The following is a 22792-nucleotide window of genomic DNA, read 5'->3' on the forward strand; positions in this document are numbered from 1 at the left end:
TGCCTATATGCGCTTGATGGTTAGAATACTCCACATTACAATCACCCTTTCACTCCTCCTGATAGGTTGTGGCTCTATTATTGTATCGGCAGCGAACCCAAATCCATCCCATGAAATTACAAAGTGGCAAATGAAATGGGAGGATGAAACAGGAAATACAGGACAAGAGATTCCGTGGAGTGAAGGCCAGCAAAGCTGGATGAACGTAGATTCTAAGAAGGAACTCCCAGAGTTACCTTCAGGAGTATCCTCTTCTTGGACCCGTATTTCCTTACCCGATTTAAGTTATGTGTCTCCTTCGGTGTATATCGATACTTTATATGCTCTTCATGTGAGAGTGTATGTGGAGGATCGTTTGATCTTCGAGGAAAATCGTAAATATATCAAGGATAACTATTCTTTGCTGTTGCCTTTAAGTAAAGAAGATAACGGGAAAACACTATATATCTGGACAGAAACCATGCAAGACAGAATTGGAATTAAAAAAAGTGTAATGATCGGTGAACATAGTCAATTAATTAATGAATATATTGAGAATGGACTAAGTGATGTGATTTTGGGCTGCGCTTTTTTTCTGGTGGCTATCGTTCTATTTATAAGTGCTCTATACATAAACAGAGATTATTTCTCCAGTGTTGCTTCACTAGCAGTGGTTATAGCGGCTACCGGAATCCTTTCTATAACCTACTCCCCCTTCATCTATACCTTTTACAATAAATTGGGGCCAATTAGTAACGTTTGCCTAGACTTAGCCCTTTTTTCACTTCTCCCAGCGCTTACCTTTTTATTTGAGAAATTATTCGGTAGTGGTAAATTCAGTATCATTCGAAAATTTCGTCAATTTCAAGTGCTTTACTCTTCTTTTTGTTTGTTATGTCTTTTAATCAATCTCCTATCAAATAATCGCTATATTGAGTTCTATTATTTTATTTCTACCACCATTATAGGGGTTATCCTTATCCTCCAATTCATCCTGCTGATCGCATGTGTGGTTATGTTCTCTCTTAAAGGAAATAAAGATGCTATTGTGTTTGCCATTGGATTTGGAACCGCTGCGTTTACTGTAGTTGCAGAGCTATTATGGTATTACATCCAAAAAGGGAATTATGATTTGTTCTTGTGGAAGTGGGGGCTGGTTGCTTTCATTATTTCCTTGATCGTAATTCTGGAACGAAGATTAGCCTATAACCATCAACAGGTTGTTAATTACTCTAGAGAACTAGAGCGTTTCAACAATGAATTGGAGCGTTCGGAAAAAATGGAGATCATTAGCGAGCTTGCTGCATCGGTAGCTCATGAAGTAAGAAACCCACTACAAGTCACTCGGGGCTTTCTTCAGCTGCTTAGCGAGAAATCCGTTAACGAAGAGCAAATTTATATGTCAATGGCCCTAAGTGAACTAGATCGTGCATCCAATATTATTACAGATTTCTTAACCTTTGCTAAACCAGAATTTGAGACGATCTCTAGTCTGAATTTATATGATGAATTCAAGCATATTGAGAGTATTATGCAGCCCCTGTGTCACATCAATGGAGGGAAAATGATTCTGGATGTATCCGGCCAATTATGGGTAAAAGGAAATTCCTCGAAATTTAAGCAGGCGTTCATTAACATTATCAAGAACAGCATTGAATCATTCAGTGAAGAAGGGTTCATTTATATGTCGGTGTACGGTGAAGATAATAAAGTGATTATTCACATCAAAGATAACGGGGAAGGAATGGACCCTGATGTTCTGCACCGACTCGGAGAACCATATTTCACGAAGAAAAATAAAGGAACAGGTTTAGGATTGATGGTCACCTTCCGCATCATTGAAACTATGCAAGGTGAAGTAAGATTTACAAGCAAAAAAGGAGTAGGAACCGAATCCATTACCATACTGCCATTGGCAGAAGCTCCGGATGATTCCTACTCCCTATGAGGTTAATCCTGCTGTCTTACCAAGAACCGCGTGGTGCTGCGGTTGCTTTCAATACATCTGATGATGGACTTGGTGGGATTACAAGATAGAATTCATTTGAACCTTCTTCAACGGCTTTCAAGGTAACGCTGTCGGGAATGATTACGCCTAGCGCTTCTTGGAGAGCTGCTTTTGGATCTGCGAGTAGTCTTTGCTTAAAACTTGGATCTTCCCATGCCTTTTGAATGACTTGATTTCTAAGAACTGCTTCTGACATAATAATCACCCTTTCCAAAATGTATATATTTACCTTTAATAATATAACATAGCAATTGTGCTAAATCTATTCTTTTTATTACAAAATAATAGATTTATTGTATATTTTTTGACAAATAATAAAACAAGCCTCCACCTTGTAAAAGCTGTTTTTCTGCTTCGATAGAATCTGAGATCTGTTGTAAGTTCGTCACCAACATGGAGTGGAATGCTAGGAGATGAGGTATATCTAAGCTGGATGCCATTACTTTGCGATGCGTATCCTGCGCTAGCTCAGCATAGGTACGTAGTCCGTTTGCTGTAAACAGGAAGAATTCGACCTCTTTTGATGTGAGTGTGGTTGCTTTATCAGTGGATAGATAGCTTCGTGTGAGTGAGAGGAGACAATTATAGCTGCCTTCTGATAAATCTTCGTTCCAGTCTTCATAGTCGTCAAGCATTTGCAGTGTAAGTAGAACAGAGTCGATCACTTCCTCAGACTGCGGTACAAGAGAATCCTTACCAGATAGCAGAAGGGCAGCGGTGCTGGATAGTTTGAGCGGACTGGCTTTATAAGGGATCTTGATCCGATCATTAAGAAAATAATCACTGGTGGTTTCATTACTAACACTGTCTGCCCATTGAGCGATATAACGATTGAATGATGTCCAGAAAGAGGAGTCATTCGTAAATAAAAGTCTGTAGATATTCAAAAATTCAACATAGAGTAGGTTCGCTAAAGGTAATCTTTCGTATGTAGAGGATTCTTTGCTGTCCATCAGGTCATCCTGTATGAAAAAATATAGCATGAAGAAGACATTGCCCATCGACATTTGACGTGTAATTTCTGCTGAGAGCCCACAGCTTTTCTGAAGCCAAAAGGGCAATAGATAACATATGTAATTTTTGTGGCTTTCCGCATTGAATACGTTAAAATGTTCAAGATAGGACATGCCTTGTGAATTTAGAGGCTCAGGAAATTCGGAGATAATCTTTCTACTTTCTTGAAATACTAAGCGGAGTTCTTCTTCGTAATCATTTAGCCAATCCATTGCATCCCTCCTACAATAAAATTGCAAAAAACTGGTTCTTTCGCCCTGATTATATCCTTCTCTTTATTCCATTACAACTAAAATTTAGGAGGTTTAAGGACGAATGGACTGTTATACTTTTGGACAAATGCTTATGACTATTCGAATGGGGCAAAAGGCTGAAACGCCAGACGGCCGCATTGTGATGCGTACCTCTGCGGGACTTATTTGGACCAATGGGATATTGAATGGAAAAACAGTAGAAATCAAAGATTATTTGTTCTCTGATCTGTGGCAAATCTATGAGGATGAGGAAAGCATGAAAGAGGGAATCGGCAGAGAAAAGCATGAAAAGCGGGAGCGGGAAATGCTTGAAAATCAATATGAAGAGCTGCGCCTAGCGAGCCGGAAACATTAAATTCAACGTTCGACTCGCCAATTGCAGCTAGGATGAGGAAATTACTTCGATTTCAATGCTTCGTATTGACCTCTAAGACGTAGAAGTCTCCAAATACTTTGATCTAAGCCACCGAGTCGGTTGCGCTCGGTCCACAATAGACGATATTGATGAAGTAGAATATTCAAATCATTGATTTGCTCCGTAATCAGATTAGGGTCAATCGAATCTGGCGCGGATGCCAGCTGCAGTTTAATTCTTCCAAGCTGCACAGCGTGCTTCACAAAATGGATTCCGTTACTCAGTTCCTTAAGAACAAGATCAGCATCAGCACATTGAAGATCAAGCCCCGAGAGACGTGCCTCGATAGAGAGCATGTATTCTTCAAGATTGTTGAAATGCTCTTCGGTAAGTTTCTCTACAATTAACAAATTGTCGAGATTAGTACGAAGAAGCAGAGACATTTCCGTATCATTTGAACGAATGATCTCGGATTCAAGCTGATAGTAATTGCCGAGATCAAGGAGTAGTTGACCAATACCCTCGGAACGATCCGCGAAGATGAATGTATTTAAATATTTAGCAGTGTCTACATCTAGATTGTTATCTACATTCCAGGAAAGCGCAGCACCATAAACATATCCAGTGTAGCTGATTGGGAGATGCTGCCAATGCCCATGATCACCCCAATCGGTAATGAGATAGCCGATAGAACCATTATTTTTGCCATGAATAGCTGCACTACGCAGATTGGCAAACATATTGTCGCTACGCCCTGTAATGGAGTTCCATGAGCTGGTACCTGGGCAGACATAGAAAGGAATGCCTGCTTCACGGAATTTGAGGGTATCCGACTCAAAAGGATGTTCCGCACTGTAACCCCATTCCATAGCAATAATATCTTTAGGCAGGTGAGGGATCAGTTCGGGATGTTGGATAATAATATCACCCCAGAATTGCATCGTCTTGCCGCGTTTCGTAACAAGCTCATAAATCTTCTGAAGAAAAGATAAATAGATCTGACCTTTGCCTTGTGATTCAGCCAGCGCCTTGCTTTTGCCAAGACCAAGCTCATACGTCTCATCACAGCCTACATTAAATTGATTAGAGGAGAAGTATGGAAGCAGATCGTCGAACATTTTTTCTAGCAGAGGGAGCACGGCAGGATCTTCGGTATCAAACGTACCGGGATGCATAAATAGTCCTTCTGGATATACATCCCCCATGTACAATTCCTTGGGAAGCATAAATCCCTCTGGAATTTCGGCTAAAGCATTGAATTCAGGACGGGAAAGCCAGCCTTCCATATGTCCAAAGCTGTTCTGGTTTGGAACAAGCTCAATATAACGCGCCTTACAGTAGGCATCTAGAAGCAGGATTTCCTCTCCTGTGATTGGAGTCTCAAGCTCCCACACTTGAGGGAAAGATTCGTACGCGAACGGCGTACCTTCTATATATAGCTGAAGCTGGTTCATCTTCAGATCGGCCATAAGGTCAATGATTCGGTACAAGGTTTCTTGCTTTGGAATTTTATTGCGGCTGATATCAACGGTTATCCCTCTAGCTCCAAAATCAGGTTCATCGCGAATATGCAGATGAGGAATAGATCTGCCGCTTTGTTCAATGATTTGTTTCAGAGTGGCTGCTGCGTAGAAGGCACCGACAGGTGAGCTATAGGAGACAACGATACCGCTCTGATCAACAACTATTTCGTATGCCTGCTCAGATAATGACGGCACATAGCTAAAGATACAAGCGGATACAACCGTTGGACGAGTGCCAATAGATAAGGTCAAATGAAGATTTAAGGCTTGTTTAATCACAGCTTGCAGCTTTTGTGCAGCAGGCATTGAACTTTGCTCTCCCGTACTAGGAAGTACAATGCTTCCGCTTATTGGGAAACGGTATGAGTCCTGTGACAATGTGATTTCACGCGGATTAGGCAGAAGCAGTAGTGTAGAATGATTAAGCATAGCGTGGACACCTCTTATTCATGTAGAATATGATCAACTTCACAATAACCTTATCACTACTAAACAGAGGGGGGAATGTCTATAATGTCCAAGCGCATGGATTATATGATCAGTCCATATCCAATACGAATTATTGATCCGAAGGTTGAGTCCTCTAAGCTGAAGCTTAAAAATATTAGAGTAGGACAAGCCGGCCATTTGCCTGGAAGAACGTTATTCCGTTCAGGCGTAGTTTTTGAACACTGGGCTATTGTTTACATAGTATCTGGTGGTGGCACCTATATGGAGACTTCGGGGAAAGAACAGCAGGTGCGTGAAGGCAGCTTATTCTTTTTTCGCCCAGGATACAGTTACAATTTCGGCCCACCACCTGGAGGGAGCTGGGATGAGTATTATATTAATTTTAATGGGACACGTGTATCGGAATGGCTAGAGTCGGGTCTAATCGCTGGCGGGAATGTGTTCCAAGCGAATTCGATCATGGGTCTTTCGACCTTATTTGAAGAGGTACTACAACGAATGGAGAGTGGAGAACCTGCAGATGCGGATCGGGCCGCACTACTCGTTGAAAGGATGCTATTGGAGTGTTCTTTTATAATAGAAGAAAAAAGTTGGAATGCTCAGGCAGATTATATGCGTCAGATTCGGGAGGACCTGAATTTATGCATTTATGGTGAAATGGACCTAGAGCAAATTGCGGCAAAACATCATATCTCGATGTCTACCCTTCGTCGTCTTGTTCGGCGTAGTAGCGGGTATCCGCTTCATGAATATATTCACCGTCTTAAAATGGCTGAGGCCAAAAAGCTGCTTCTAAATACCTCATTACAAGTAAAAGAAATATCGGGCATGCTTCATTATAATGATCCATTCTATTTTTCACGTTTATTTAAAAAATATATGGGGATTGCGCCACAGCTTTGTCGTAGTAACATTTAAATCGATATCATACTACTAGAGTCCCAATGTGAATTGTTATAATTATATAATTGTTGTCGTTTTATAAGATATGTTGAAAATTATGGATTAATATTACATAAATACGTTAGTTCTTTATAACTATAGTGGATAAAATGACAAATTTTAGGTATAAAACCTTCTAAAAAAATAATAAATTTTTTGTAACTATTTTTCAAATGGAAGCGCAAACATGGGAAATGTCAGCTTGTTATTGTGATTTTTCTCATGTATGATGCTTTTATCGAGCACAGTACAATCTCGCATTTTCCAAAAAACTGGAGAATAGGGTGGTGGGATGAAAATCAAACCAACTGCAGAAGACAAACTGATTGAGTATTACAGGTACTTCTCTTTGTCCCTCACATCGCTCATGTATCTTCTAGATAAAACGGGACCTTCCGTAATTTATAAATCCCTTGTTATTGCCATACTCTTTCTGTTTGCACAAACGTTCTCATTTTTTTATCGGAGGTTACGAAGCAGGCCAAAGACTCTCGTCCTGGCTGTTAGTATAGAGATGGTGGGAATTATTGCATTGACTTTGTTTACCGGTGGGTACGAGAGTTCCTTTAGGCTCTATGTGCTAAACCCTGTATTGATTGCTGCAGGCTCATTGTCCATTTATTTTGGATGGTCGCTGCTTTTAAGTTACATCAGTATTTTTGCGGTGCTCTGTTATTTTTTTATCAATTCTGCGAACAAAACTTTTTTGGAAATTGTATTTGTAAATGGGAATCTGTTTCTAACACTGGTACTTACGGTTATAATAATGCAGATCGTTAATCGGATGAAGCGGCAACGTGAAGAATCGAATGCTCGCACGAAAGAGACGATGGAGCATATCAAATCGCTGTACCATATCGTGGAAACCTCAAGCCAACATGATTTCATGAATATCGGTCAAGTGATCACCGATTATGTTGTTAAGCTAACGAAGCTAGATAAGGCTTTGTTTTGGTTCGCCAAGAAAAGCGGAGAACCAGCACCGCAGAGCAGGCAGACCGGCTGGCAGCAGGAAGAGGAACAGTTCTTATTCTCAGAACTGGGCAAACATGAACATGAATGGAGATTGCAGCGAGAGCCTATTTTTAGAAATCTTCCGGGATTAGGAGATTTCCTGCTGATGCCTGTACGGATGAGCACCCGATTTGTAGGGATGATTGGACTCAAGCTGGAGTCTACAGAGGGGCTGGAAGGCCGCAGATGGTATATTCAACAATTGATATTCTTATCTGAGCTAAGTGCGAATATTCTTGAAAGGCATGAGCTTGGTGTGATTGAGAACCGGTTGATCATCACGAACGAACAGAACCGGATTGCGGATGAAATGCACGACAGTGTATCCCAAAGCCTTTTTGGTATTGTGTATGCGACGCATTCGCTGAAGGAATCGTGGAAGAGAATGTCAGATCATGAGCTAGAAGAACAAATTGAGCTTATTCATGACTCTGCTACAAAGGTTGCTAAAGAACTGCGGATCACGATCTACAGTCTTAGCTCCAAGAAGAGTGGCGGGCCTACATGGCTCGGTATGGTAAGATCACATTTAAAGAGCTTATCTAGATTAAATGATGTTGATATTGAATTAAAAATAACGGGAGATGATTTCAGTCTCCCTTATCCTTACCACAAAGCGCTTTTTCGGATTATCTCCGAAGCCACTGGTAATGCCATCAGGCATGGTGCTGCCAGTCGAGTGGATGTAGAACTGTCTCTGAAGCCGACTTGGATTCGATTATTGATTTGTGATAATGGTGTTGGTTTTGATACTGATTTGTTATGGATTGAATCTGAAGATAGTGCGAGTGGGCTTGGCATGAAGAATATGCAATATTTGACGCAGTCGCTAGGTGGCGACTTCCAGCTGTCCAGTAATGAAAATATGGGAACGAGAATCTTGATTTCCATTCCTGTGGGTGTAGCTGAATTAAAGAATGCATAAACTTTAGGGCGGGAGGTCGTTTCTAATGAAAATCGTCATTGTAGATGATCATCCTCTAGTTAGAAGAGGGCTGGCATCCGTTATTTCGATGCAACCGAATGTGAAGTTTGCTGGAGAGGCGACGAACGGCCAAGAAGCGCTTCTTGTGATTGAGGAGACGCAGCCTGACCTGGTACTCATTGATCTTAAGCTAGCGGATGAATCAGGACTTGATGTCATCAAGAAAGCGCGTGCTCGTGGAATCGTTAGTAAGTTTATTCTGCTGACATCATCTGCAAGCAGAGAGGATTTTCTGAAAGCTGAGGAAGTGCTGGTAGACGGATATGTACTGAAAGAGGCATTGCCAGAAGAGTTACTATTTGCTATCCAGTTGGTCCATAAAGGAAGAAAGTATTATGATCCTGGTCTGATGGAAGATAAGATGCGAATGAGTGAAAGCAGTCCGACAGATGAATTGACCCCGAAAGAGAAGGAAGTCTTAATCGAACTAGGACAGGGCGCTTGCAACAGAGAAATTGCCTCACGTCTTTTTATTAGTGAATTTACAGTGAAAAAGCATGTCAGTCAGATTTTAGCGAAATTACAGGTGGCAGATCGTACACAGGCAGCGCTTTACGCAAATGCTGTCGGATTGACCAAATATGAAATGTCTTATGAGTGAAAGTTGAACTAATTTATAAGCATTGTACATAAACACGGACTCGATGTCCGTGTTTTTTTGTGCGTCAAAACTTAAATTATCCCTAAATATGGCGCTAAAGTATACCTCACCCCCCTCTTAAGGAGTACAACGTCTTACTCCAAAGTGAAGAGGAAAGTGATGATATGAGCCATGTGGCGAATGGTGTGGATTGATAGAATTAAAGCAACAACTGAAACTTTCATGAATGCTTTCAGAATGTAATTTTAGCGGAAGGAGGGTTACTGTGGAAAAGACGATTCTGGATTACATTAACCTGATTAAAAAAAGGTTTTGGCTCATCATGGTGTTCGTTTTGATCTCCTGTGCTACGACTTACTACGTTAGTAAAAACTTCGTTGAACCCGTCTATTCCGCTTCCGGACAGCTGCTTGTCAACAATATTGCCAAGGCTCCCGAGAGCAACAATCTTAACGATTTGAGCTTTAGCCTGAATTTAATTGAGAGTTACAAGGAAATTATGAAATCACCGACCATCATGAAAAGCGTAATAGAAAATCACCCGGAGTTTGGTCTGACGGCTGATGAACTAAGTCAGAAGCTTGAGATTAAAACTTCAGAGAAGAGCCAGGTGATCAACCTCAATGTTCATGATGAAAACTACACCAAAGCTGCCGGGATCGTAAATGCGGTTTCGCAGACATTCATTCGTGAATTGCCATCGCTGATGAGGGTAGACAATGTGACCTTGCTGACACCGGCCGATCCGACTGATGTTCCAGGGCCCTCGAACGGCGGGTTTGCGATGAATCTCATCATCAGCTTTGTTGTATCGCTTATGGCAGCCCTAGGAATTATTTTGCTGATGGAAACTCTTAACGGCACATTAAGGTCTGAAAAGGAAGCGGAATATGACCTTGGTCTTCCGGTAATTGCTTCGATCGCAACCATTCGTAAACGCGATTTGGGTAAGGCAGCAGGCGGCAACACAAGAGTGAAGGAGGGTGCTTATGTTGCGGCTAAATAAGAGTCTGGTTACGGATGTTAATCCATCCTCGCATATCTCGGAATCGTTCCGATCGCTACGCACATATATACGCCAGCTTGGAATAGCGCAGGGTAGCGGAGGAAAAGTGCTACTCTTTACGTCAGCAGAAGCTGGAGCAGGCAAGACGACGATTTTGTCAAATCTAGCGGTGTCTTTCGTCCAGGATGGCAAGAAGGTAGCGGTGGTGGACTGCAATCTGCGACATCCCGGTCTTCATACAGTGTTTGAAGTAGAGGGTAGTGACGGGCTTGCGGCTTATTTAAGTGGGCAAGAGGAAGCAGATAACATCGCTGTCCTCGGAAATTTGGCCAATCTTTCGGTCATCCCGGCGGGTAAAACGCATGTTAGTCCGCCGGATTTGCTGGGCAACCCCAAAATGACCGCTTTGCTTGAGGAACTAAAAGAAAACTACGATCTGATCCTGCTGGATTCTCCTTCGGCAGTCGATTTCAGTGATGCTCGTATATTGGCACCTCAAGCGGACGGCGTGATCCTGGTGGCCAGATACGGAAAGTCCAAACGGGAATCGATCCGCAAAGCGAAGACGCTGCTTGAACAGACCGGCTCTAATCTAATCGGAATTGCCATGAACCAGGCGAAGTAAATGTTTATGCTTTCGAAGTAAGCTTTGCTCGAAGTCAAATCATTGAAGCTAATGCTCACAAAACTTAAGTTTATGCTTTCGAAGTGAGTTTTGTACGAAGTCAAATCATTGAAGCTAATGCTCACAAAACTTTTAGGAGGTAAAGTGCGATGAAAAAGGTAAAAAAAGTAATCATACCCGCGGCAGGACTAGGTACGCGCTTTCTTCCTGCAACGAAAGCCATGCCTAAAGAAATGCTTCCGATTATCAATAAACCAACCATTCAATACATTGTGGAGGAAGCTATTGCTTCCGGTATTGAAGATATCATCATTGTTACTGGTAAAGGTAAAAGGGCCATTGAGGATCATTTTGACAATGCATTTGAGCTGGAGTCTAGGCTTCTGGAAGATGGAAAGCTGGATCTGCTTAAAGAGGTTCAGCGTTCAGCCAAGGTAGAAATTCACTATATCCGCCAGAAAGAACCGAAGGGTCTGGGGCATGCCGTATGGTGTGCAAGACGGTTTATCGGAGATGAGCCATTCGGTGTCATGTTAGGCGATGATATCGTCACAGGAGCCGTACCTTGCCTTAAGCAGCTGATCGATCAATATGAAGAAACACAAAACTCGGTTATCGGAGTTCAAGAGATTCCTGATGAATTCACGAATCGTTACGGTATTATTGAACCGGATTTGCAGGACGGTAAATTGTATCGGGTTAACAATTTTGTAGAGAAGCCGCCACTAGGTACGGCACCTTCCAATCTTGCGATCATGGGCCGGTATGTGTTTACGCCGAAGATCTTTAAGTATCTCGATTTGATGGAAGAAGGCGCTGGCGGAGAGATCCAGTTGACAGATGCCATTCAGAAGCTGAATCAGAGCGAACGGGTATATGCCTATAATTTTGACGGAACAAGATATGATGTCGGCGAGCGGCTTGGATATATTTTGACAACACTTGAATTTGCACTGCAAAGTGAAGATTTGCGCTATCCGGTGATGGATGCAATGGCGGAATGGCTGAATAAAATGGGACAAACCAGCTTGAGTAGTTAAGTTGAGTTCGCAAAATTTTAGATGAGGAGGATGAGCATGCAAAAACTGCCGGAAGACTACGAGGCGGTCCTGCCGAAACTTTACATGCTGCATACCGATGAGAGAAGGAAAGAAGCGGAGTCCTATTTAATAATGAAACGGATGATCGATATCTTTTTTTCCGCTCTTGGTCTTCTCGTGTTAATGCCATTATTTGTTGTCGTGGCGATTCTGATCAAGCTGGAGGATCCGAAAGGAAAGGTGTTCTTTCGGCAAAACCGGGTTGGGAAGAATGAAAAGCAGTTCCCGATGTATAAGTTCAGATCCATGGTTAGTAACGCTGAGGAGTTAAAAGAAAACCTGATGGCCTATAACGAAGTGAGCGGTGCCATGTTCAAGATTAAGAACGATCCGCGGATCACACAGATAGGGAGATTCCTGCGCAAGACGAGCATCGATGAGCTACCTCAGCTGTGGAATGTGCTGATAGGTCAAATGAGTCTGGTCGGTCCTCGTCCTCCGCTGCCTGAAGAGGTGGCTCAGTATACGGAATATGACAAACAGCGTTTGACGGTTACACCAGGCTGTACCGGATATTGGCAAGTAAATGCCCGAAATAGTGTCGGCTTCGACGAAATGGTACAGCTGGACTTAACCTACATCCATATTCGGAGCACCATGCTGGATCTAAAAATCATTGCTAAAACCGGACTGATGTTACTCGGTTCAAAAGATGCTTATTAATAATGTGGAAATTAGGTGAATGCCGATGCGTGAATACGGAGACGTTCCTAAGCTTTCCATTATCATCTGTACCTACAACAGAGCACCTTTATTGATCAAGACGCTTCAGTCACTTTTAAAGCTAGATCACTTAGAGCAGGCGGAGATCATTGTTGTGGATAACTGTTCCAAGGATGATACTGAAGCTTGCGTCAAAAAGTTTATAGGAAAGCATGGAGCTGATATGGATATCCGCTACATGATGGAGCCGATGCAGGGGCTTTCAGCGGCTAGAAATACAGGGATTCTGGCTTCCAAATCGCCGCTGATTGCCTTTCTCGATGATGATGCGATACCTTGCCAGCGATGGATAACAACAATTGTCAGTACTTTCGAGAGTAAACCGGAGGTCATGGCTATGGGAGGTAAAATCGCTCCGATATTTGAAAGTAAACGTCCGGACTGGTTGATTAAACCCTTTGAGCTTCCGTACACGATTGTTGATTTAGGTAGCCGGATTAAGGAATATCCCAAGCAACTTCATCCTTGTGGGGCCAATATGGCGATGCGGAAGCTCGTATTCGACATCAGTCTTTTTCCCCTAGATCTCGGAAGAAAGGGTGATTCTCTGCTCTCCGGTGAAGAGACCTGGTTATTCGGACAGATTCAAAAAGAAGGGCATTCCATCCTCTACCATCCGGAAATGGCGGTTGACCATTTCGTTCCGGCGGCCCGTTTGACAGAAGACTGGATTATGAGGCGCTATTATAGCCAAGGCATCTCTAACGCTATGAAAAGCGAAGGACTAAAAGGCAAGCTGCTTCTAGTGGGAAAGACAGCCGCTAAGCTCGTGTATATCCTGGCTGATTCTATCCTCTCAAGAAGTAAAGGAAGAAGGCTTTTGAACAAATGCAGGCTGGAGAGTATTCGTGGAACGCTTCATATGATTCTCAATCGGGAGAGGCATTCCGCAGCGGGGTGAGGGATTAATATGACAAATTTTGAGTGGGGCTCCAAATTAAATGTTTTGCCATACGGGATGCTCTATCTCATGTCGGCCCTGTTCTTTGGAACGGCGGTCATCTACCAGCCGATGATTGCGATAGCTGCCGTGCTTCTGATTATTTTGCTGGGAATCTCAATTTCACGGCCTGAACTGATCAGTTATTTCGTTCTAATCACGACGGCAATATCGATTAACTTTTTATATGATGGCAGCATGTTCGGAATGGAGATACTGTCCCTTTATAAATTGGTTATCGTGATGCTGCTTGTTCCTTGTATTCTGGTCAATGGCTTGCGGTTTCGTCTGAGTCACCCCTTGTGGGCAATGGTAGCGCTGCTGGTGATTACCTTTGGGTCTTCGATCTGGCTGCCGGAAATGACCTCATCCATTGCAGTTAAAGCTTTTATCGGTCTATCCATTCCATTCGTATTTTTATTAATCAACTGGAAAAAGAATGTAGCTGAGCTGCAAATCAAAATTATCTGTATGCTTCCCCTTGTTAGTGTAGTGGTTGGTTTGTTGCTGCAGCTTGCGCATGTTCATAATTTTCTCAACATCGAGTATACAGGCGCTGTACGGATTCAGGGGGCTAATATTCCTGCGCATCTAGCGATGCTGGCCTTTATGGGAGTAGCGATTCCATTTATAGAGGTGAAGCGGAATCCGCAGCAAGCACGCTTTTTCTATATCATGTTAGTTCTAAATTTCTTTATCTTGATTGGAACAGGAACAAGAGGGCCTATATTGGCACTTGGACTTACCGTTCTCTATTACTTCTATGATATTCTCCGCCAATATTTGAAGGGCAGAACCTATCTGCTAATTCCGTTGATGGGTGCATTTTTCCTGATTATGGTCGCCGTTTTCTGGCAGCTCGATAATTTTGAGAAACGTTCCTTTGAGAGACAGACAGATACGGCTGTTGATTTATCAGGAAGGTCAGAGGCATGGGAGTATTTCTTAAACAAGGCTGCGGACTCTCCTTGGTCTGGTAGAGGGCTTGGAGCAGTGACGGTAGCAAATGATGGAACATTGTATAAGGGTTTTGTAGTTCCGCACAACGAGTATATCCGCTTTTACTTCGATGGGGGATATATTGGCGCTATTCTGTTGATGTTCTCTTTATTGGCTGTATTTATTCTGGTGTACAGAGCATTGGCTCCGCCGATCAAACCTTATTATCTGTTATTTATTGCAGCGTTTTTAATCTACTCATTCTCCGATAACACGCTGTCGACGGTCCAATTTATTATTCCGTTCTGTTGGTACCTGAACTGCCTGTATCGATCTTCACAGCCAACCGATTCCCCACAAAAAGAAGTGATACGATGAGTCAAGTGAACATGTTCGATGTCAATTTTGATAACTATGATTTCATGGATTTGCTTGATTACATTGATAAAACCATTCAGGAGAGGAATCAGTCTTATATCCTCACTTGCAATGTAGATCATGTGATCAAGCTTCGTAAGGATAAAGAATTTCAAACGGTATATTCGAAGGCAGGCGCAGTTGTTGCTGACGGAATGCCACTGATCTGGGCATCCAAAATGCTAGGCAAGCCGCTTAAGCAGAAGGTATCCGGCGCGGATCTATTTAATCGATTGGGCAACGCCTTTGAGCAAAGGAAGTACCGGCTGTTCTTCTTAGGCTCAGCTGAAGGCGTGGCGGAACGGGCAGCGATGAATTTGAAAACAGCGCATCCCGGGATAAATGTGGTTGGCTGTTATTCTCCATCCTATGGATTCGAGCACAATGAGGAGGAGAATGAACGCATTATAGAAATGCTGACAGAGTGCCAGCCAGATATCGTGTTTGTTGGTGTAGGAGCGCCTAAGCAGGAAAAGTGGATTTACCGCCACTATACCTCTTATCAAGCTCCGATATCGATCGGAGTGGGAGCGACCTTTGATTTTCTGTCAGGCTCAGTGAAACGAGCGCCTAGCTTTATGCAAAAAACAGGGTTCGAATGGTTCTGGCGGCTAAGCCAGGAGCCGGGCCGGCTCTGGAAAAGATATCTTGTGGATGATGCACAATTTCTACTTTTATTACTTAAGGAACTGCGTAAGCGGGATAAGGTGAAGGAAGGAGGCTTGGAATGAGTGTATTTACGCCCCCATCACTTAGGTTCATCAAGACAGCTGGATTAATAGGGGGGACTGCAGCTGCAGGTGTCTCTCTTCCGCTGATCATCGGCTTCTCCAGTGCGATGCTGAGTTCATCGAACAGTCTGCAGGGAGCCATTCTCTCAGCCATCCTATTCCCGGCTTTCTTGCTAGCCATACTTAGACCGAAAATGCTGGTTACTTATACCTTGCTAATCTGGGCCGTAGCTCCAGAGCTGCGCCGCATTGCTGACTGGTCAGAAGGAGTGTATCACTCTGTATCCTTGCTGAGCTTAGCTCCCTTGTTAACCGGTGTAACCTTGATCATTCCGCTGCTGAAGGAGATTCATAATATTCAAAAGGCCTCCACGCGGATCATGTTAATGTTCGCAGTTGCGCTGGGTTATGGTGCTTTAATCGGTTTGGCTAAGAATGGCATGGGTTCAGTTTATGACTTAGCGAATTATATTGTGCCACTGCTGTTATTGCCGTACTTTGCCGTCACGAAGTTCAAGCCGAAGGATATCGATCGATTGCTTACGGCTTTTGCTAATATTGCTGTCCTAGTTGCCATTTACGGGATTGTTCAGTATTTGACGGTGCCACCTTGGGATGTGTTCTGGATGAAACATGCGGATATGATGTCCATCGGAAATCCATATCCATTGGAAATCCGAGTGTTCTCTACGCTGAATTCACCGGGACCGGCTGCAACCTTCTTAGCGTTTGCTTTAGTTCCGATGATACTGGAGAAAAAATGGCGGGGAACATTGCGCTGGATCGGCGTGCTGCTGGTTGTAATCTGCCTGCTGACTACTTTAGTACGCGCGGCATGGCTGATTCTTCTGGTGATGCTGCTCATGTACATTGGAACCTCTCCTTCTAAGGGAAAGTGGAAAACCTTGATCCAATTAGTTTTTGTGGCTGCTGCGTTGTTCTGGGTTGTGCCAAAATTGCCTGGCGCCGAAGGACTGGTTGCTCGGGTAGAGACACTTTCTTCTGTTCAGGAAGATCACTCTTATAATGAACGGCTAAGCTTATGGCAAAACATGCTGCCTATGGTCGCCGCCAATCCAGTAGGTCAGGGAATCGGTAGTGTAGGTCAAGGGACTAAGCTTGGTAATGACGGCGAGCTTGGAGAGTACGGAATTATGGATAACGGAGTTATCGCCTTACTGCTTACCTTTGGTATTCTGGGTGCTGTTTTCTTCTTCGGAGCTTTAGGCGCAGTTGTCAAACAAATATTCGCTAGAGTAATCAGCAGGGACCAATTGCAGCCATACGCCCGACTTGCTCTTGCTACTTGGACCGGTGCGATAGTCAGTTTGGTATCAGATAATGGGTTTCCCGGACTCAAGGGATACTTAATCTGGATGCTGATCGGTCTTGGCCTCAGCGCAAGGGAGATTACTCAAAGTAGAAGGAAGGGAACACCGTATGCAGCAGTTGAATGCAAAATCTCTCCCCGCTAAAACAATCTGGTCATCTTTTAGACTGTTCGCCAAGAGCAAGGACAACAGCTCGGCAGCCGTAAAAACTATGTTTGTCAGTGTCATGATCCTATTGATTAACATGTTAACTGGTGTACTGACCGCCCGTTATCTTGGACCGACAGGTCGTGGGGAACAGACGGCAATGATTAACTGGTCACAGTTTCTGGCCTTTAGCATGAGCTTTGGCATTCCTTCAGCTCTCATCTATAACGCTAAGAAAAACCCGGAGGATGCCGGAGTACTTTATCGTATGGCATTGCTGCTCGGTACCATTTTTGGGGTCATAGCGATGATTATAGGTATCGTGGTCTTGCCTTATTGGCTGAAATCCTTCAGTCCGGAGGTCGTGACCTTTGCTCAGTGGTCTATGATTCTGTGTCCGATTATAGTGATCTCTCAAATTAACAATGCAGCTTTTCAATTCAGAGGTGAATACAAGAGGTTTAATTGGATTCGCTATCTAGTGCCGTTGCTTACACTGACGATGATCGGGATATTGATCGCGCTGGATCGGATGAATCCATTTACAACTGCAGTTGCCTATCTTCTTCCTGGAGCGCCGCTGTTTATCGGAATGACGATTTCCTTGCTTCGTACCTATAAGGTGAAGATGAGAGGGGCCTATCAGAATTTAAAAAGATTGTTTACTTACGGGCTTGGTTCCTACGGCAATGACTTGCTTGGCAATTTCTCTTATTATATCGATCAGATCGTAATTGCCGGTTTGTTAAGACCTGCTGATCTGGGGCTGTATGTAGTGGCTGTGAGTCTATCGCGAATGGTCAATTTTTTCTCAAGCTCGATTACTATCGTACTGTTTCCCAAGGCCTCTGAGCTGTCAAAAGAACAGGCAGTTGAGTTAACATTCAAAGCCTTTCGCATAAGTACGACTTTCACCATGCTTGGCGGAGTAGTCCTGATGCTCTTAGCCCCTTTAGTAATTCCGTTGATGTACGGCAAAGACTTCAATGCGGCATTAACCGTGTTTCGCTTGTTGCTCCTTGAAGTGACTATTAGCGGGGGGACGATCATTCTGGCGCAGGCCTTTATGGCGCTAGGCAAGCCGAAAATTGTTTCGATGCTTCAAGGTTTTGGCTTACTCTTGGTTATCCCAATGTTGTTCCTGCTCATCCCTAAGTTTGGCTTACTCGGAGCAGGGATAGCGATGTTGTCATCAGCAATCCTGCGATTCTTCTTCATTGTTCTCAATATAAAGTACACCTTAAAAGTTAAACTACCCCGGCTGCTCATTACCCGGGAGGACATCCAGTGGATGAAGACGACGATGAATTCTTACATTCGCAAGAAACCGATGGATATGAATGGATAATGCGAAAGACAAAGGAGGGAACCTTCATGGATTCAGTAAAAAGCGTGGTAGGCGGCCAAGGCAATTATCCAATATCGGCTGTCATCATCGCTCAGGATGACGAAGTTCGAATATCTAAGGCCATACAATCCTGCAGGTTATTCGCCGACGAGGTGATTGTGATTGACGGAGGCAGCAAAGACGGGACAGTTCAGCTTTCCGAAAGCTTGAATTGTCGTGTATACGTCAACCCATGGCCCGGATATGCGAAACAGAGGGAGTTCGGAGTAGAACGCGCGGTTCATGATTGGGTCTTCCTTATTGATACTGACGAAGTGGTCAGCGACGAGTTGGCCGCAAGTATTCTTGAACTGAAACCGGGGCTTAAGGATCAATCGGTTGCCTATTCTATCTACCGGATCGGTGATTTTATGGGCAGATGGCTGGATCGTGGCGAATATCTAGTGCGCCTTTACAACCGCAAAGCGTATGGAATTCGAAACAGCTTGGTGCACGAGATGCCCGAGGTTTCTGAAGAACGAACTATACGTTTGACAGGAACTCTCTGGCATTATGGTTACCGCAGTATTAACGATCATGTGGCACGTTTCAATAAGTATACTGACTTGGAAGCTGAAAGTGCGTATGCCAAGGGCAAACGATTTCGGGTCAGTCATCTGCTGTTAAGACCGCCAGCCCGTTTCCTGCAAAAGTATTTCTTACACGGTTTGTTCAAGAAGGGAATGTCAGGTTTCGGTGTATCCGTATTCTGGGTCATGTATGAATTCATGGTCGGCTTCAAGCATTACGAATTAATTAGATCGGGAAAGCTGACTCAGCACAATGCGAAGACGAGTCAGACCGAGAAGGAGAATAAAGGAGAGAGAAGCTATGCCGTACAGTGACGGATTGAACATTATGACGACTGGCCTTAGCTGGCCGTCGCTACAGCCGGGTGGGCTTAACACGTATTTCAAATCCGTTTGCGAGCAACTCTCCTCACGTAATCGGGTGCATGCGCTGATTTGCAGTCAAGAAACGCCTGCTACCCCTGAGGAATTGATTATTCACAATGCCGGAGATCCAAAAGATGGGATCTGGAAACGTAAGGATGCTTTCCAGCGTAAGGCGGCCGATCTGATGGGAGAGGGCAGTGGCCGTATAGATATTTTATACACTCACTTTGCTCCTTATGGTATTGGTCCAGCCTTGGAAGCAAAGAAACGTGGGATTCCTGTAGTGATGACTTTTCATGGCCCATGGAATGAAGAAATGAAAATCGAAGGTCAAGGCATTAAGCACCGGGTCAAAACAACCATCGCCAAATCCATCGAACATAGAGCCTATAAACTAGCGGATAAGTTCATCGTGCTTAGTGAGACGTTCCGGGACATTCTCCATAAGCTGCACGGAGTGCCTCTACACAAAATTATAGTGATTCCAGGCGCAGCTAATGTGGAACGTTTTATTCCCGCTACGAATCGATTGGCGATTCGACGAAGCTTGAATTTACCTGAGGGAGCAACAACCGTGCTGACTGTTCGGCGGTTGGTCAATCGGATGGGACTACTCCAGCTGCTTGAAGCCTGGAAGCAAGTTGCGGAGCGTTTCCCGAATGCAATTCTGCTGATTGGTGGTAAAGGGCCGTTGCGGGGGGAACTGGAAGAAAAGATCGCCGACTATGGCTTAAGCAATAAGGTAAGACTGCTAGGCTACATTCCTGATCATGAGCTAGCCTCTTATTATCAGGCAGCGGATATGTTCGTGGTTCCCTCACAGGCATTGGAGGGCTTTGGTTTAATTACCGTTGAAGCTTTATCTTCAGGATTGCCAGTGATGGCTACACCGATTGGCGGCAATAAGGAAATTTTGCAAGGCTTCCGGCCGGAATTACTATTTAAGAGTTCAAGTAGTGACCACATGGCTGAAGGTATGATCCATATGCTTAGCAATCGAAAGCTGCTTCCGAGCCGGGATGAATGTAGAGAGCATGTACTGGAGAGATATACCTGGGAGCATGTTACGGATCAAGTAGAATCCGTGTTCCTACAAGCCTTAGGAGAGGAGGTGACCACGTAATGCTTAGAGTAGCCTATATAGATCACACTGCTAAATGGAGTGGTGGAGAAGTTGCCCTGTTTAACATCCTTACCCATATTGGAGAACAGATTGATCCGCTGGTAATCCTGGCTGAGGATGGTGCGCTGGCTGAACGGCTACGTGAAAATGGGATGGATGTCCGTATTATTCCGCTGGATGAGAGCATCAGAAGTCGGGGGAGAAATGCTGTCAACTTGGGAGCACCTGCTGCAGCCTTCAAGCTGTTGGCTTATGGCCGCAAGCTTGCGCCGCTCTTAAAAGCGGAGAAGGTAGATTGCGTGCACACCAATTCCCTAAAATCTGCATTATACGGAGCCATCGCTGCAAAAATAGCGGGCGTTCCATTGATCTGGCACATCCGGGATCATATTGGAGCTCCTTATTTAAAGCCAATCGTTGCCAAAGGCATTCGTTTGCTGTCGCGTCTGCTCCCCAATGGAGTCATCGCAAATTCACATTCTACGCTGAATGCTTTAGAGCTGCCGCGTTCGAAAAAAACGTTGGTCGTATACTCCGCTTTCGCTAAAGCGATTGGTAATGGGATCGGTATGCGGGACCAGAAGGATTTTAACGTACTGCTAGTTGGTCGATTGGCGCATTGGAAAGGTCAGCATATTGTGCTGGAAGCCGCAAAAAGCTTTAAGAACGAACCTCGTGTGAAATTCTGGCTGGCTGGAGACGCTCTGTTTGGAGAAGAGGCTTATAAGCAGGAATTGCTGCAAAAGATAAAAAACGACGAGCTTACTAATGTAAGCATGCTAGGGCATGTAGATGATATTCAAGGTCTTATGAATACTGCTGATTTACTGATTCACACTTCGGTAACTCCTGAGCCTTTTGGCCAAGTGATCGTTGAAGGAATGGCAGCGGGATTGCCGGTGATCGCCTCCAATGAAGGCGGGCCGGTAGAAATTGTAGTTCAAGGTGAGACAGGGCTACTGATAGAGCCTGGTGACGCGGCGATACTGGCAGATTCCATTAAATGGATGCTGGATCACCCAGAGGAAAGACGGCGGATGGCGGACAATGGGATGAAACGAGTGAAAGAGCATTTTGTTATCGAGAATACGGTCAAGGACATCGTTGACTACTATAAAGGTTTGTTGGCGGGCACCTGACAGATGCTATGACGCGGTAATTCTGAAGATGATGCTCCATAAAACTTTGAGGATGATTCACATGAAAATTGCGATAGCGCACGATTACTTAATCCAAATGGGCGGCGCGGAAAGAGTGGTGGAAGTCTTTCATCACATGTATCCCGAGGCTCCAATCTACACAACGGTTTTTAACGGAAGCCGCCTTACTGACAATCTCAAAGATGCGGATATCCGTGCCTCCTGGCTGCAAAAGATTCCGGGGGTAAAGACCAATTTCAAAGGGGTGCTGCCACTTTATCCAATGGCCATCCGTGATTTGGACTTTCGCGGTTTCGATATCGTCCTGAGTTCCAGCAGTGCTTTTATGAAAAGTATTCAAGTTCCTAAACATACGTTTCATCTTTGTTACTGCCATACGCCTATGCGTTTCGCATGGGATTATGACACCTACATGGAACGTCAGTCGAATTCCGGGTTGTTCAAAAAAATGCTTAAGGTATACATGCAGCAGCTCAAAACGTGGGACCAGCGAACTTCCAAAAATGTGAATCAGTTCGTAGCCAATTCATCAGTAGTGAAGACGAGGATTCAGAACTATTATCACCGGGATGCAGATGTCATATTTCCACCGATTAATACAGCCCGGTTTACAAGCTCTTCAACCATTGGTGACTATTATTTAATTGTATCTCGGCTTGTTTCCTACAAGCGGATTGATCTAGCCGTAGAGGCTTTTAACCGTAACGGACTTAAGCTTTATATCGTAGGGGATGGACCAGATCGCAAGCGTCTCGAAGGCATGGCTAAGGATAATGTATCGTTTCTGGGCCGGCTAGAAGATGAGCAAGTGACTGGAATGATGGCACAGTGTAGAGCGTTCATTTTTCCAGGAGAAGAGGACTTTGGAATTACACCGCTGGAAGCGAACGCTGCAGGAAGACCGGTAATTGCTTATCAAGCAGGTGGGGCACTGGATACTATTATTCCTTATGTAAATGGTGTGTTCTTTCAGCATCAAGAAGTGGAGGATCTGCTTAAGGCTATTAATGAGGTAGAGTCCTACGCTTGGGATATCGATCAAATCATGGAGCATGCACGTAAATTCGATGAGCAGGCGTTTATGGTTAAGTTCAAGCAGTATGTTGAGCAGGCCTACGTCAATTTTCTAAAAGGAGGATGAT

General features: G+C 44.1%; 21 protein-coding genes. 18 read left to right on the plus strand and 3 right to left on the minus strand.

What is annotated here, in order from left to right:
* The first annotated feature begins 16 nt into the window (after window positions 1–16).
* Window positions 17–1927, plus strand: coding sequence for a sensor histidine kinase (locus H70737_RS04650; RefSeq protein WP_231573467.1), 1911 nt, complete (start codon window positions 17–19; stop codon window positions 1925–1927).
* 16 nt (window positions 1928–1943) lie between these two features.
* On the opposite strand, the gene H70737_RS04655 is transcribed toward H70737_RS04650, so the two are convergent.
* Entirely contained in the window at window positions 1944–2183 is a 240-nt protein-coding gene (locus tag H70737_RS04655; protein WP_170880314.1) for an NHLP leader peptide family RiPP precursor, read from the minus strand.
* Window positions 2184–2277: 94 nt separating this feature from the next.
* The gene (locus H70737_RS04660; RefSeq protein WP_042185151.1) at window positions 2278–3213 is read right to left on the minus strand and encodes a hypothetical protein; all 936 of its coding nucleotides are present in this window, start codon (window positions 3211–3213) and stop codon (window positions 2278–2280) included.
* Window positions 3214–3316: 103 nt separating this feature from the next.
* On the opposite strand from H70737_RS04660, the gene H70737_RS04665 reads away from it, so the two are divergent.
* Window positions 3317–3610: a hypothetical protein gene (locus H70737_RS04665; protein ID WP_042185152.1), complete on the plus strand. Its 294-nt coding sequence runs from the start codon at window positions 3317–3319 to the stop codon at window positions 3608–3610.
* Between the two features lie 41 nt (window positions 3611–3651).
* On the opposite strand, the gene H70737_RS04670 is transcribed toward H70737_RS04665, so the two are convergent.
* Window positions 3652–5562, minus strand: a complete 1911-nt coding sequence (locus H70737_RS04670; protein ID WP_042185153.1) for a beta-N-acetylhexosaminidase — start codon at window positions 5560–5562, stop codon at window positions 3652–3654.
* A gap of 84 nt (window positions 5563–5646) precedes the next feature.
* Between H70737_RS04670 and H70737_RS04675 the strand changes: the two genes are divergently transcribed.
* The 16 genes from H70737_RS04675 (at window position 5647) to H70737_RS04750 (ending at window position 22791) form a co-directional block, all read left to right on the plus strand.
* Complete coding sequence (locus H70737_RS04675; RefSeq protein WP_042185156.1) at window positions 5647–6501, plus strand: AraC family transcriptional regulator; 855 nt, start codon at window positions 5647–5649, stop codon at window positions 6499–6501.
* Window positions 6502–6817: 316 nt separating this feature from the next.
* Window positions 6818–8464: a sensor histidine kinase gene (locus tag H70737_RS04680; protein WP_042185158.1), complete on the plus strand. Its 1647-nt coding sequence runs from the start codon at window positions 6818–6820 to the stop codon at window positions 8462–8464.
* Window positions 8465–8489: 25 nt separating this feature from the next.
* Entirely contained in the window at window positions 8490–9125 is a 636-nt protein-coding gene (locus tag H70737_RS04685) for a response regulator (RefSeq protein ID WP_042185164.1), read from the plus strand.
* A 265-nt stretch (window positions 9126–9390) separates the two neighbouring features.
* Complete coding sequence (locus tag H70737_RS04690) at window positions 9391–10131, plus strand: YveK family protein (protein WP_042185166.1); 741 nt, start codon at window positions 9391–9393, stop codon at window positions 10129–10131.
* Entirely contained in the window at window positions 10115–10756 is a 642-nt protein-coding gene (locus H70737_RS04695) for a CpsD/CapB family tyrosine-protein kinase (protein ID WP_042185169.1), read from the plus strand. The genes H70737_RS04690 and H70737_RS04695 overlap by 17 nt, the downstream gene beginning before the upstream one ends.
* A 149-nt stretch (window positions 10757–10905) precedes the next feature.
* The gene (galU, locus tag H70737_RS04700) at window positions 10906–11796 is read left to right on the plus strand and encodes a UTP--glucose-1-phosphate uridylyltransferase GalU (RefSeq protein ID WP_042185171.1); all 891 of its coding nucleotides are present in this window, start codon (window positions 10906–10908) and stop codon (window positions 11794–11796) included.
* 30 nt (window positions 11797–11826) lie between these two features.
* On the plus strand, window positions 11827–12519 hold the full coding sequence (locus tag H70737_RS04705) for a sugar transferase (RefSeq protein WP_042124430.1): 693 nt from the start codon (window positions 11827–11829) through the stop codon (window positions 12517–12519).
* Window positions 12520–12544: 25 nt separating this feature from the next.
* Window positions 12545–13480 carry a glycosyltransferase gene (locus H70737_RS04710; RefSeq protein ID WP_042185173.1) on the plus strand — a complete coding sequence of 312 codons (936 nt, stop codon included), beginning with the start codon at window positions 12545–12547 and terminating at the stop codon, window positions 13478–13480.
* Between the two features lie 9 nt (window positions 13481–13489).
* Window positions 13490–14836 (plus strand): O-antigen ligase family protein, encoded by a 1347-nt coding sequence (locus H70737_RS04715; protein WP_036676609.1) that lies wholly within the window; start codon window positions 13490–13492, stop codon window positions 14834–14836.
* Window positions 14833–15606, plus strand: a complete 774-nt coding sequence (locus H70737_RS04720; protein ID WP_036676606.1) for a WecB/TagA/CpsF family glycosyltransferase — start codon at window positions 14833–14835, stop codon at window positions 15604–15606. The genes H70737_RS04715 and H70737_RS04720 overlap by 4 nt, the downstream gene beginning before the upstream one ends.
* Window positions 15603–17081, plus strand: a complete 1479-nt coding sequence (locus tag H70737_RS04725) for an O-antigen ligase family protein (protein ID WP_052404164.1) — start codon at window positions 15603–15605, stop codon at window positions 17079–17081. The genes H70737_RS04720 and H70737_RS04725 overlap by 4 nt, the downstream gene beginning before the upstream one ends.
* Window positions 17047–18432 (plus strand): oligosaccharide flippase family protein, encoded by a 1386-nt coding sequence (locus H70737_RS04730; RefSeq protein ID WP_042185176.1) that lies wholly within the window; start codon window positions 17047–17049, stop codon window positions 18430–18432. Before H70737_RS04725 ends, H70737_RS04730 begins: the two co-directional genes overlap by 35 nt.
* A 26-nt stretch (window positions 18433–18458) precedes the next feature.
* Window positions 18459–19316, plus strand: coding sequence for a glycosyltransferase family 2 protein (locus H70737_RS04735; RefSeq protein WP_042185179.1), 858 nt, complete (start codon window positions 18459–18461; stop codon window positions 19314–19316).
* Window positions 19303–20490, plus strand: a complete 1188-nt coding sequence (locus tag H70737_RS04740) for a glycosyltransferase family 4 protein (protein ID WP_042185181.1) — start codon at window positions 19303–19305, stop codon at window positions 20488–20490. The genes H70737_RS04735 and H70737_RS04740 overlap by 14 nt, the downstream gene beginning before the upstream one ends.
* A complete protein-coding gene (locus H70737_RS04745) occupies window positions 20490–21629 on the plus strand; it encodes a glycosyltransferase family 4 protein (protein WP_042185183.1) in 1140 nt (379 codons plus the stop codon). The genes H70737_RS04740 and H70737_RS04745 overlap by 1 nt, the downstream gene beginning before the upstream one ends.
* 61 nt (window positions 21630–21690) lie before the next feature.
* Complete coding sequence (locus H70737_RS04750; RefSeq protein WP_042185185.1) at window positions 21691–22791, plus strand: glycosyltransferase; 1101 nt, start codon at window positions 21691–21693, stop codon at window positions 22789–22791.
* Window position 22792: the final 1 nt, after the last annotated feature.

This window comes from Paenibacillus sp. FSL H7-0737, from assembly GCF_000758545.1.
Classification (GTDB): Bacteria; Bacillota; Bacilli; order Paenibacillales; family Paenibacillaceae; genus Paenibacillus_AQ.